This is a genomic window from Citrobacter sp. Cpo015 (genome assembly GCF_030333035.1).
Taxonomy (GTDB): Bacteria; Pseudomonadota; Gammaproteobacteria; order Enterobacterales; family Enterobacteriaceae; genus Citrobacter; species Citrobacter portucalensis.
The window spans coordinates 1,000,942-1,012,964 of the sequence record NZ_JAOWGS010000019.1 but is presented as its reverse complement, the minus strand read 5'-3'; the positions used below and the strand labels follow the sequence as shown (position 1 = coordinate 1,012,964).

Sequence of the window (12,023 nt, the reverse complement as noted above, 5' to 3'; positions counted from 1 at the left end):
CGATTAAAATATTGAATAGTCACCGGGCGAAATTATCGCCAATTCCGCAGCTAACGTACCAGAGGGTGCATGATGTTTAAGAAAGGGTTAACGGTGTTATTGCTGGCCAGCGCGCTTTTTTCCGGTCAACTTTTCGCTACTAATCAGGGACATGAATATCTTCAGGTGCAGGATGCCGATCATTTACTACGACACACGGCCGACAGCGATGAACTTCGAGTGACGGCGGAAGAATCCGCCGCCGATCTTCGTGAGCACCATCACTGGCAAAAATCACGCAAACCCGATACACATCTGAGCTAACGATTAACCTTTGCGCTTCGGCAGTGTCTTCATCAGTTCTTCTGGACTGACCGAAGCCACGACGCTGCCCGGCAACGGCATCTTCAGAATGTGGTGCTTCATCTTGCCGATTACGTGCATTTCGCACGGTCGGCAATCAAATTTCAGCGTCAGGACTTCATCGCCGTTAACCAGTTGCATCGGTGTTGCTTTCCAGCTTTTGATGTTACCTTTCGCCTGTTTCGGACACAGGTTAAAGGCGAAACGCAGGCAATGTTTGGTGATCATCACCGGCACTTCGCCCTTTTCTTCATGTGCTTCATAGGCTGCATCAATCAACTGAACGCCATAACGGTGATAAAACTCACGCGCTTTTTGGTTGTAGACGTTAGCCAGGAAACTCAAGTGCGTTTGTGGATAAACCGGCGCTGGCTGAGATACCGGTTTGCGGCTACCGCGCTGATAGCTTTGCAGGCGCGCTGCATCCAGCATATCAACGGCTTCACGCCGGAACTGATTTAGTTGACCGTTTGGCACAAACAGCGCGCCCGGCAGATTCACCTGAATATTACGGGCGTAGTACATAGTCTGACCAAGTTTTGCCAGTCCATCCTGTAGGTTACTCAACGCTTTTTCCGCATTGTTCGCTTCCTCAAACTGGCCGTCCAACGTATGGGTGATACTCACGCCCTCTTCACTGGTGAGCGTCAGAATCAACTGCTCCTGCCAGCCGCCGAGCTCAATATCGATCGCAACACGGCGTTCGCTGGAAGTTTTTGTTAACGCTTGCTGCCAGTTATGATCGAGGTTGCGATTCAGCGGATGATGCGGACGCACTTTGTGCAGATCGGCGGGCATTTCATTCGGCCATACCCGATAACGATTGTTCCCCATTTTTTCCACGGTGTTGGCGCGGAATCCAACCACCTCACGTTTGATTAACACGTTCAGGCCATCCCCGTTTGCCAGCGGTTCGGTCACTTCAACATCGAGATGATCTTTTGCCACCTTCAGGACTTCGCCGACCGGCAAACCGATAAACTTTGGTGAGTCGAATGCACCGATATCCCCTTTACGGGCATTCACAAAATAATCGGTACTGCCGCGATGGAAGGTTTTCTCTGTGGATGGGGTAAAGAAATGTTCGGTGCGTCCCGCTGATGAACGGGCCAGATCGCCGCGTTCTTCAATGATGGCGTCGAGCATCTGGCGATAATGCGCGGTAATATTCTTCACATAACTCATGTCCTTATAGCGCCCTTCAATTTTGAAGGAACGCACACCTGCGTCAATCAACGCACCCAGATTGGCGGTCTGATCGTTATCTTTCATCGATAGCAGATGTTTTTCATAGGATACCACGCGCCCCTGATCGTCTTTCAGGGTATACGGCAGACGGCAAGCCTGGGAACAGTCGCCGCGGTTAGCGCTGCGTCCGGTTTGTGCATGTGAAATATAGCACTGCCCTGAATAGGCAACGCACAGCGCACCGTGAATGAAAAACTCAATGGTCGCATCGGTAGCCTGATGGATAGCGTTAATCTGCTCAAGGCTCAGTTCGCGCGCCAGCACAATCTGGGTGAATCCCACATCGGATAGAAATTTCGCCTTCTCAACGCTGCGAATATCGCACTGGGTGCTGGCGTGCAGTTCAATCGGGGGAATATCCAGTTCCAGAATCCCCATATCCTGCACGATCAGGGCATCAACGCCGGTCTGATACAGATCGGTAATTAACCGTTGTGCGGGCTCCAGCTCATCATCATGCAAGATCGTATTTAGCGTCACAAAGATTTTTGCCCCGTAACGATGGGCAAAAGGCACTAATTCGGCAATATCTTTCAGGCTATTACTGGCGTTATGACGCGCGCCAAAACCTGGTCCACCAATGTAAACGGCGTCTGCGCCGTGCAAAATGGCTTCGCGCGCAATGGCGGTATCCCGAGCCGGGCTTAACAATTCAAGGTGATGAGGCTGCTGGCGCATACAGTTGTTACCATCCACAAGCGGTAAAAATGGCGGTTATTGTAGTCACAAGCGCGGCGTTTCGGAATAGTTTTCCCGATTAACCGCGTGGGTAATGGATCAGCGAATGAAAATGAACCGTTTGCTCGCTACTGTTACGGTAACTATGTGCCGTATCTCCGGCGAAACGGACACCCTCACCGGATTTAAAGGTGCGCCACTGCCCCTCAATACACATATCCAGCAGACCACTAATCACCACCACGTGCTCAATTACGCCGGTTTCATGCGGAGTAGATTCACTGAGCGCGCCGGGTGCCAGCAGTATCGAAAAATGATCGAAGCACAGTTGCGGATCCCACGGGAACAACGGTGTGACGACCATCGCCTGCTGCTGGGGATCGAATGTTAGCGTGCCGTCTGACTCTGGTGGTGAAATAAACGTTGAAAACGGGACGTTCAGTCCGGTGGCTATTTTCCACAATGTTGCCACCGTTGGACTGGATTCGTTGCGCTCAATCTGCCCCAGCATCGCTTTTGACACGCCAGTTTCCTCCGCCAGACGCGAAAGGCTCCATTCCCTCTGGTGACGTAGCGTTTTGAGCGTTGTGGCCAGATAGTGGGTTAAGTTGTCCATTTTTCTCCTTCGTCGCTCTCCTTTCTCAGGGCTACAGCTTAGCACTTGTACGCTATAACGCACAGTGTTACAGTGACTGACCGTTATAACGCACGCGGAGTTGCTATGCGCACATTTTCCATCCCCCTGCCTACAGTTTTGTCGGGTTTTGTGGCGGTCCTGGTCGGCTACGCCAGTTCAGCGGCCATTATCTGGCAAGCGGCGCTCGCCGCAGGTGCGACGACCGGACAAATCGCAGGCTGGATGACCGCACTAGGGCTAGCAATGGGGGTCAGTACGCTGGCGCTGACATTGTGGTATCGCGCCCCTGTACTTACCGCATGGTCAACGCCCGGTGCCGCGCTGCTGGTGACGGGCCTGCAAGGGGTATCGATTCAGGATGCTATCGGTGTTTTTATCGTAGCTAATGCATTGATTGTGCTGTGCGGTATAACCGGGCTGTTTGCCCGCCTGATGAAAATTATTCCCCACTCGCTGGCATCGGCCATGCTGGCCGGGATCTTGCTGCGTTTTGGTTTGCAGGCGTTCAATAGCCTGAACAGTGAGCTTATCTTGTGCGGCAGCATGCTGCTGGCGTGGTTGGTACTAAAAGTAATCGCCCCACGGTATGCCGTTATCGCCGCAATGTTGGTAGGTATAGCCATCGCCCTGGTTAAAGGTGACATTGTCACCGATGGTGTTAATCTGTCACCGGTGTTGCCAGCGTTTATTGCACCACACTTTTCATTAGCCCACAGTATCAGTATTGCGCTACCGCTGTTTCTGGTCACTATGGCTTCGCAAAATGCCCCCGGTATTGCGACCATGAAAGCATCTGGATATTCGTTACCCGTTTCACCCCTGATTGTTTTTACGGGTCTGTTGGCACTGCTATTTTCGCCGTTTGGCGTCTATTCCATCTGCATCGCCGCCATAACCGCCGCAATTTGCCAAAGCCCCGAAGCCCATCCAGATGCAAATCGACGCTGGCTCGCCGCAGCGGCAGCGGGTGTCTTTTACATTCTGGCTGGGGTGTTTGGCGGTTCGGTCACAGGACTGATGGCAGCCCTGCCCGTAAGCTGGATCCAGATGCTTGCTGGTCTGGCATTACTCGGCACGATTAGCGGTAGTTTATTTCAAGCCTTACATAATGAAGCAGAACGCGATGCGGCCATCGTCACTTTTCTGGTTACGGCCAGTGGTCTGACGGTATTTGGTGTTGGGTCTGCATTCTGGGGGCTGGTCGTCGGCGGTATCTGCTACTCAGTGTTGACGTTATTTCGCCGCGCGTAGCTGCGTTGGCGTTTTACCCGTCACTTGTTTAAACCGGTTACTGAAATGGCTCGCCGAACTGAACCCACAGGCCATTGCAATATCCGACAGGCTGCGTGATGAACAACAGACCAGTTGCTGCGCCAGCGCCATACGGCGTTGCATGACGTACTGATGAGGCGCCATATTCATCGACTGGCGAAACATTCTGGCAAAATGGAATTCACTTAGCGCTGCTTCACCTGCCAGATCGCTCAACGTTATGGGATACGCCAGATGTGCTTCAATATAGGCCAGCACGTTGCGTAATATGGCAGGCGCAAGCCCTCCGGTGACGACGGGAAGTCGCCATTGCACATTGCTGTAATGCTGGATCAGATGCGTTAACAGTAGTGAAGATGCCGCGCTAAGCGTGAGGTGATTGGCCGGTTGCTGCCAGTCATTACCAAGCAAAAACTGACGGTAAACCGCCGTGATCCCCGGGTCACTGCCAAACGTATGCTCGTCCAGCGTGAAGCTATAGGGGCTTTTGTCCCAGACTTTTTCACCCACTTCGCGCAAATGCGTGTCCGTACAATAGAGATGAACAAAGGAAAGATCGTCACGAATATCCCAACTGGACTCACTCTCTTTCGGCATCAGGCAAAAACGGTCTGGTCCCCCGCCATTCTTCCAGCCTCCCGCCGTCTTGTGGTAACTCTCGTAACCATCTGCGATGTATAAACTGAGCGTATGGTGATCGCAATATTGGGTGATGGTATCGCGTTTGTTCGACCAGGCCGCCAGTTGGATCCCTGAATGTAACGCAACCGATTCATGCAGCACGGCATTATGTTTGCGCAAGTTTTCAAAGGCACCGTAGGGCTGAGACATACCATCACATTCAAAATAAGTTAGCAGGCTTTCAGTCTATATCAGCTACATATCGTTAACAGCTGCCTTTTCACTATTACGCTAAAAAAAGCGCAAGATTTTGCAAGTCCACCGCAAGCCGATGAAAGCCTCCTGCATTCCGTCGTGACACAGTGTAAGTCTGAATGAATAAAGAGAGAGTCGTATGAACGCACTGTTGTACTGCCTGGTAGTGGTTATTTGGGGAACGACATGGATTGCGATTTATTTGCAGCAAGGTCCGGTTTCTGCACCGGTTTCTATCTTTTGGCGCTTCGCCGTTGCCAGCTCGGTGATGATAGTGATCCTGTTGCTAAGCGGTAAATTACGCAAACTGTCTGGCCGCGATCATCTGTTTTGTCTGTTACAGGGCGGGTGCGTTTTTTGCTTTAACTTCTGGTGTTTTTATACGGCTGCGGCATGGATTAATACCGGCCTGGAGTCGGTGATTTTCTCGATGGCCGTCCTGTTCAATGCAGTCAATAGCTTCATCTTTTTTGGGCAAAAACCACCGCTGCGCTTCTATATTGCAGCGGGTCTGGGACTAACGGGCATCGTGACTCTGTTCTGGCAGGATTTGCTCAACAGCGGGTTTAATCATTCACTGTTACTGGGCATCGGTTTAAGCGCTTTGGGAACCTTCGGCTTCTCATTAGGTAATATGATCAGCCTGCGTCACCAGAAAAAAGGGCTGGAAGTGTTAACAACCAACAGTTGGGCCATGCTGTACGGTACGCTGCTGATCGCCGCCATTGCGCTGGTGCGCGGCGACAACTTCACGCCACAGTGGACATTCAGCTATCTTAGCGCGCTGTTATATCTGGCTATTTTCGGCTCAGTGATTGCCTTTGGCGCTTATTTCACGCTGGTAGGTCGCATTGGTCCCAGTAAGGCGGCATACAGCACGCTGCTGTTCCCGCTGGTGGCGCTGACGCTGTCAACATTGTATGAAGGATACATCTGGCAAGTTAACGCGATTGCTGGACTCGTGTTGATCTTACTGGGAAATCTGGTGATGTTTGCCCGACCGGAAGCGCTGATGGGTAAACTACTCTACCGTCGTCGTGTGGCATAAAAAAACGCACCATCCAGAGATGGTGCGTTCATCATTTTTATTGTGGTTTTTTGTTCACATCAAACATGGAGGCATCGGTCGCCATGTCATCAACAACTTTCTTCAACGTTTCGAACGCCATCGGCGTGCTTTCGTTGTTCAGGTCTTTACCTTCACCCTTACGTACAACTTTAATCACCGGTTTATTGGTCGCTGCATCAATCAACTCACCCTCGAAATAGAGGTTGGTATCCATGGTACGGTGACCCGTCGCCATTTGCGTTCCCGCAACCAGCAGTGCAACCGGGACCACTTCATAGAACTGCAGTCCTTCTTTGCTGGTCGCAACACCGGTAATCGCTCCGCGGAAAATCAGGCTACGTGGCCCTGGGGTTGTAACCAGAGGTTTACGCTGACCGATCGCCGTTTTCAACTTCGTATTGGTATAGGTCAGTAATTGATCAAGAACCTGCTGCCCTACCTGTGTAGTAGGTTTAGGAACCGGATAATACGTTACCGGGTTATACACGATGTTGTCATATTTGGATTCGTTGTAGCTCGGATCAACCCAACGGAGTACCGTTTGTCCCGATGCTGATTTTGTTTCCTTCAGATCAGAGTAATTTTTTAAAAACCCAGAATATTTATCCGGCTCGGTCACTTTTGACGCACAGCCGGATAATGCCAACAAGCCAGTAAGCACTGCAACTTTAAATAAAGTTTGAGTACGCATGAAACGATCCCTTTAGTTTTCGCAATGATGCCTAAAAAGGATAGCAAAACAGTTTCATTTTGGATGTACTAAAAATGGTAAGCACCGCACAATTTTATCTCTGCGCTCAGCACAAAAAATGCTGAACGCAGAAAGAGTTAACCCAAACGGGAGGTTCAGGAAGTTTTGCGTGCCAGCATGGTGGCAAAGCGCAGTTTAATTCGATTACCGTTTTCATCTGTACGATGAAGTTCACCTACGTCTTCGTTATATTTCAGCAGATCCCACCCACTGTAATAGTTGCGTAATTCTCCGGTTTTAAACGCGAACGGAAAACCAACTGTGCACGGAAAATCTTCGGTATCCATCGCCGCGACGATTAAGTTATATCCACCCGGTTTAGTACAACGTTGCATATTCTCAATAAGGCCAGGGATTGTTTTGGCTTCAAGGAACATCAACACAACGGTAGATAGAATAAAATCGTATTCCCCCTCAAAACGTAACGCATTAAGGTCAGCGACCTTCGCGTTCAGGTTGGTCAGCCCCTCAGCCGCTTTGATGCGCTCAAGGTTAGCGATGCTCATGGGGTTTTTATCCCATGCGGTAACGTCATAGCCGTTTGCCGCCAGGTACAGGCTGTTTCGGCCGTTACCGCAGCCCAGATCTAACGTTTTACCTGGTGCAACCACTTTTGCCGCTTCAACGACATCGGAATGCGTACGGGTTAAATCATATTTTTCAGTAAAGTAGTTTTCGTCGCAAAGGGTCATTATTTATCCTCAGATTTCAGTAATGCAGCACGCTCCGTGCGGATGAGCAGTTTCCCTTGCATCAGCAATGCAAACGTACGTATCAGTAATAATGCAATGATAAAATTGGTAAAAATAAACAGTGGGATAGACAGCGTATGAAAAAATCCTGATTCACTGCCGTGCCCAAGATGCAATCCCGTTGTCGCCAACGCAGACACGCCAAACGAGAAGCTCCAGAATGACGCATTAAATGGCTGTGACAAATACCACGGCATAAGGCGTAGCATGAACAGAAGTTGCAGCAGACCATAACCAAATAGCATTTTAGCTAACGTATCCCCCTCGCCGCCGTTGACGCTAAGCCAGGCGCTACAGGCCACCAGCGCGGGTGCCAACTGTATACCAAGTGAAGTCCGTAAAACCGTCGGTAGTTCACCGCAGCTACGTAAACGCTGCAGAATCACCGGCTCCAGGCTGAGCCAGGAAAATACCCCGGCGCCCAAAAACACCAACCCGGCATCGTTGAACCCAAGTGCACCACAGGCCATGGCGCTGATAAAGTTATTGGCAACGGTTGGCAGATACAGACCCGGCGTGGTGGCCTCTTCCGGATGCTCCCCACGCCACAGCCCTGCCGTTTGCCAGGCTGCGTATGCCAGCTGTATGACCACGCCAATACTGAATAACCCAATCGCCAGCGGTCGATACCACGGAACAAATCCAATCGCGACCAGCATCGTGGTGGCCGGAAACAGACTGACAAAGCTACTCATCACCGGATGACGAATTTCCGCCAGTACGCTATGCGGAAAACGCAGTAAACGGCTCAGAAAGGCCAGCGTCAGCAATCCCCAGATGACCATTGCAAGGATGACTAAGCCATCACCAATCCAGTGGCTCACCGGCCACACCTGGCTGGCGTAACGCCACGCAAATCCCATCCCAATTGTACCCAGTACCATGCCAAAATAACCGGCCGGAAGATTGAGGACCCGTTCACTCTGTTTGTTCTTACTCATTTTGTTTATTTTTTAAAGTATATTTGAAATACATTTTATGGAATATCTGCCGGTTTAGCCAGTGCAGAAAACTTTGCTACGTTTAACTAAGGTGCGCAACATGGAAATGAGCTATGACCAAATACCGTCTAAGCGATGAATCTCGCTCCTTTAGTTACCAGGATAATGGCAATAAAAAAAGTGTATTACTACGCCAAATCATCGCACTCATTGATTTTAATGATGTTAGATCCGGTACGCTCGGTGGCTGGATTGATGATGAAAGTGTTCTGTCGCAAAGCGGTAATTGCTGGATATACGATGAGAATGCGCTCGCGTTTTCCGGCGCAATGATAACCGGAGACGCCCGTATTACAAAGGCAAGCGTGGTCAGAGATGGCGCGCAGATTGGTGATGCCGTCTGGATTGACCGAGCAGAAATCAGCCATAACGCGCAAATACGTGACAACGTCACCATTCAGGATTCTGTTGTTCGCGGTGAGTGCCTCATCTGCGGTGATGCACGCATTGTGTGTGACTCTGAAATCATTGCAGCCAGAGGGTTAACCCGTGAAAGCGACCAGCTCCTGCAAATTTACGAGCGGGCGGCAGTCAGCAATTCACGCGTGGTGCATCAGGCGCAAATCTATGGCGATGCGATGATCAATTATGCCTTTATAGAACATCGGGCTGAAGTTTTTGATTTTGCACGGATAGAAGGCAACGAAGAGAATAATGTCTGGATCTGCGATTGCGCCAAAGTCTATGGGCATGCACGCGTCATCGCCGGAACGGATGAAGACGCCATTCCTACCCTGCGCTACAGCTCGCAGGTGGCGGAACACGCGGTGGTTGAAGGTAACTGCGTGCTGAAACACCACGTGCTGGTTGGGGGGCATGCGCAATTACGTGGCGGACCGCTCCAGCTTGACGGTCACATCCTGATTGAAGGCTATGCCTGTATTCTGGGTGAAGTGCTGATCGAGCATCATATTGAGATAACCGATCAGGCCCAAGTTGAAGCCTTTGATGGCGATGCAATCCATCTGCGCGGGCCAAAAGTGATCAACGGCGAACAACGTATCACGCGCACCCCTATCGCCGGTTTATTCTGAAGAGCCATCAATGATGCGGGCGTAGAGATTCACGTCATGGTAATCGCCATTAAGGAACTCCGCCTGTTGCATACATCCTTCCAGTCGGAAGCCATTGCGCAGTGCAACCTGGTTGCTCTCAACGTTATCTACACGACATTTAATCACGAAGCGGCGAATCTCCTGGCGCTGCGCATAATGACGAATCATTGCCTGTAGCGCCTGAGACAGAATGCCTTTGCCCTGGTGCTCTTCATCCAGCCAATAACCAATATAAGCGGCTTTGTTCAGCGGCTCTATCTGGTTAAACGAGATAACGCCAGCCACCTCCCCTTGTTCGAAAATAAGGAACATTTTGGCGTAGCCGCGCTGGTGCAACATCATATTCCCCTGCACGTTCTTACGCGTGTCGTCCTCAGATTCGACAAACTGCGGCCAGTTCAGTGACTGTTGGAGCCAGGTTTTATTTTTAAGCACCAACTGATGCAGAGGGGTGACGTGTTGTTCTTCTACCGCCCGCAGTTCCAGCGCGTCACTAACGATAATTATTTCTGACATGTTTATCTCCTTTGCGATCGTAAACGGGGCATTTCTGACTGGCAGTAGCCGATATTACTCTGTTTAGCGCCGGGGATGTCTTATTTTTATGCTGTAACAGCAATCACTTAGAAAGAATCTCTGGCGTGGAACCCGTTACTCTGGTGATCCGGGTATCCCCTCATGGATAGACCGTAATGATGACAATAACACTTTCATTCTATTGCTAAGGAGCAAGCATGGCAGCACCTTTGGGTCGTTTAGCACTTATTCCGCTTTTACTGATTACCGCCTGTCACCAACCTGTTTCTACCACGCAAGCGGGCCCCGTTCCCTTTGCCGTCAATAAGCAACAGGTCGTGGATAATACCACGCTGGAAATTTCCCGTAGCGCGCTGGAATATAACATTCATAAAGTTCAGCAACTGCTGGGAGATAAAACCCGGATGTGCGCCATTCTTAAAGGCGACGCGTATGGCCACGATCTCTCACTGGTAACACCGGTGATGATGCAAAACGGCGTACAATGTATTGGCATCGCCAGCAACGAGGAGATTAGTACCGTTCGCCAGTCAGGCTATACATCGCAGCTCATGCGCGTGCGTAACGCGACGGAAAAAGAGATGCGCCAGGCGGCGGATTTCGATACCGAAGAGCTTATCGGTAATCTGGATATGGCTAAGCGTCTAAGTGCAATCGCTCAGGAGAAAGGTAAAACTATTCGTATCCATCTGGCGCTGAACTCTGGCGGTATGTCGCGTAACGGTCTGGAAGTCAGTACCGCTGCAGGTCTGGAAGAAGCACGCGCTATTTCCGCATTACCTGGCCTGAAAATTGTCGGCATCATGTCGCATTTCCCGGAAGAAGATGCGGCAGTGGTAAAACGCGATCTGGCCCGTTTCAATACGCAATCAGCCCAGGTACTGAAAATTACCGGGCTTAAGCGCGAAGATGTCACCCTGCATGTCGCGAATACGTTCGCTACCCTGACCGTTCCAGAATCCTGGCTCGACATGGTGCGTGTTGGCGGTATTTTCTATGGCGATACCATCGCCAGCACCGAATACAAACGCGTCATGACGTTTAAATCTGCCATCGCGTCGGTAAACCATTACCCCAAAGGAAACACCGTCGGATATGACAGAACCTATACCCTTAAACGTGATTCCGTTCTGGCCAATATCCCGACAGGTTATGCCGATGGTTATCGCCGTGTGTTCAGTAACGCGGGACACGTGCTGATCCGCGGCCAGCGGGTTCCGGTACTGGGTAAAACATCCATGAATACCGTGATCGTCGATGTAACCGATTTGCCGCAGGTTGCATCCGGTGATGAAGTGGTGCTGTTCGGTAAACAGGGAAATGCGCAGGTTAGTGCAGAAGAAGTCGAAGAAATTAGCGGCGCGTTGTTCACTGAAATGTCGATCCTCTGGGGGGCGACGAACAAACGCGTGATGGTCGATTAACACCTAAAACAGGAAGGGCTTCCGTTTCTCGCAGGAAGCCCTTTTACACAGCAAGCGCCGTTCTACTTAGCTCTCACTGACACTCTCTTTTTGCAATATTTTGAGCAGATCTTCCTTCAGGTGGAGTTTCTGTTTCTTAAGACGAACAATGTCCAAACTATACCCCCGACCATCCGAACCTTCCAGTCTGGAGATCTCATGATCAAGGCTGTTGTGTTTTTCGAATAAGGACAGAAAGCGAGGGTTCTCGGATTTCAGTCGGGAAATAAGGTCTCTGTATTCTGGAAACATACTTTCTCCCTGTTAGTGGACAAGAACGTGTATAAGAAATACACACCCACAGAGTACCCATTTGCCATACAGAAAAATGCGAACAGGATC

Annotated in this window: 13 protein-coding genes; 5 read left to right on the top strand and 8 right to left on the bottom strand. The window is 50.5% G+C overall.

Features of this window, described 5'->3' with window-relative positions; translation table 11 throughout:
• The first annotated feature begins 72 nt into the window (after positions 1-72).
• Positions 73-303 (top strand): DUF2554 family protein, encoded by a 231-nt coding sequence (locus OGY67_RS04960; protein WP_003020233.1) that lies wholly within the window; start codon positions 73-75, stop codon positions 301-303.
• Between the two features lie 3 nt (positions 304-306).
• On the opposite strand, the gene rlhA is transcribed toward OGY67_RS04960, so the two are convergent.
• Together rlhA and OGY67_RS04950 are read right to left on the bottom strand one after the other, a co-directional pair.
• Complete coding sequence (gene rlhA, locus OGY67_RS04955) at positions 307-2,268, bottom strand: 23S rRNA 5-hydroxycytidine C2501 synthase (RefSeq protein ID WP_198802257.1); 1,962 nt, start codon at positions 2,266-2,268, stop codon at positions 307-309.
• 79 nt (positions 2,269-2,347) lie between these two features.
• On the bottom strand, positions 2,348-2,884 hold the full coding sequence (locus OGY67_RS04950) for a helix-turn-helix domain-containing protein (RefSeq protein ID WP_071446326.1): 537 nt from the start codon (positions 2,882-2,884) through the stop codon (positions 2,348-2,350).
• 105 nt (positions 2,885-2,989) lie between these two features.
• Between OGY67_RS04950 and OGY67_RS04945 the strand changes: the two genes are divergently transcribed.
• Positions 2,990-4,156 carry a benzoate/H(+) symporter BenE family transporter gene (locus tag OGY67_RS04945; RefSeq protein ID WP_126317998.1) on the top strand — a complete coding sequence of 389 codons (1,167 nt, stop codon included), beginning with the start codon at positions 2,990-2,992 and terminating at the stop codon, positions 4,154-4,156.
• Here the strand turns inward: OGY67_RS04945 and OGY67_RS04940 are convergent.
• Positions 4,139-5,008 carry an AraC family transcriptional regulator gene (locus OGY67_RS04940; RefSeq protein WP_286573606.1) on the bottom strand — a complete coding sequence of 290 codons (870 nt, stop codon included), beginning with the start codon at positions 5,006-5,008 and terminating at the stop codon, positions 4,139-4,141. The two genes, OGY67_RS04945 and OGY67_RS04940, sit on opposite strands and share 18 nt — an antisense overlap.
• 184 nt (positions 5,009-5,192) lie before the next feature.
• Between OGY67_RS04940 and OGY67_RS04935 the strand changes: the two genes are divergently transcribed.
• Positions 5,193-6,101 carry a DMT family transporter gene (locus tag OGY67_RS04935; protein ID WP_032943534.1) on the top strand — a complete coding sequence of 303 codons (909 nt, stop codon included), beginning with the start codon at positions 5,193-5,195 and terminating at the stop codon, positions 6,099-6,101.
• A gap of 37 nt (positions 6,102-6,138) precedes the next feature.
• On the opposite strand, the gene OGY67_RS04930 is transcribed toward OGY67_RS04935, so the two are convergent.
• From OGY67_RS04930 to tehA, 3 genes are all read right to left on the bottom strand, one after another.
• A complete protein-coding gene (locus OGY67_RS04930; RefSeq protein ID WP_003833157.1) occupies positions 6,139-6,813 on the bottom strand; it encodes a DUF3313 domain-containing protein in 675 nt (224 codons plus the stop codon).
• A 155-nt stretch (positions 6,814-6,968) separates the two neighbouring features.
• The gene (tehB, locus tag OGY67_RS04925) at positions 6,969-7,565 is read right to left on the bottom strand and encodes a tellurite resistance methyltransferase TehB (RefSeq protein ID WP_071446324.1); all 597 of its coding nucleotides are present in this window, start codon (positions 7,563-7,565) and stop codon (positions 6,969-6,971) included.
• Positions 7,565-8,566 (bottom strand): dicarboxylate transporter/tellurite-resistance protein TehA, encoded by a 1,002-nt coding sequence (gene tehA, locus OGY67_RS04920; RefSeq protein ID WP_008784854.1) that lies wholly within the window; start codon positions 8,564-8,566, stop codon positions 7,565-7,567. The genes tehB and tehA overlap by 1 nt, the downstream gene beginning before the upstream one ends.
• A 113-nt stretch (positions 8,567-8,679) precedes the next feature.
• On the opposite strand from tehA, the gene ydcK reads away from it, so the two are divergent.
• Complete coding sequence (gene ydcK, locus OGY67_RS04915; RefSeq protein WP_286573603.1) at positions 8,680-9,660, top strand: YdcK family protein; 981 nt, start codon at positions 8,680-8,682, stop codon at positions 9,658-9,660.
• On the opposite strand, the gene rimL is transcribed toward ydcK, so the two are convergent.
• A complete protein-coding gene (rimL, locus tag OGY67_RS04910) occupies positions 9,652-10,197 on the bottom strand; it encodes a 50S ribosomal protein L7/L12-serine acetyltransferase (protein WP_286573601.1) in 546 nt (181 codons plus the stop codon). The genes ydcK and rimL overlap by 9 nt on opposite strands.
• A 218-nt stretch (positions 10,198-10,415) precedes the next feature.
• Here rimL and alr point away from each other — a divergent pair, with 218 nt between their 5' ends.
• Positions 10,416-11,642: an alanine racemase gene (alr, locus tag OGY67_RS04905; RefSeq protein ID WP_003833167.1), complete on the top strand. Its 1,227-nt coding sequence runs from the start codon at positions 10,416-10,418 to the stop codon at positions 11,640-11,642.
• Positions 11,643-11,708: 66 nt separating this feature from the next.
• On the opposite strand, the gene OGY67_RS04900 is transcribed toward alr, so the two are convergent.
• Positions 11,709-11,933 carry an HP1242/YdcH family protein gene (locus tag OGY67_RS04900; protein WP_003833168.1) on the bottom strand — a complete coding sequence of 75 codons (225 nt, stop codon included), beginning with the start codon at positions 11,931-11,933 and terminating at the stop codon, positions 11,709-11,711.
• Positions 11,934-12,023: the final 90 nt, after the last annotated feature.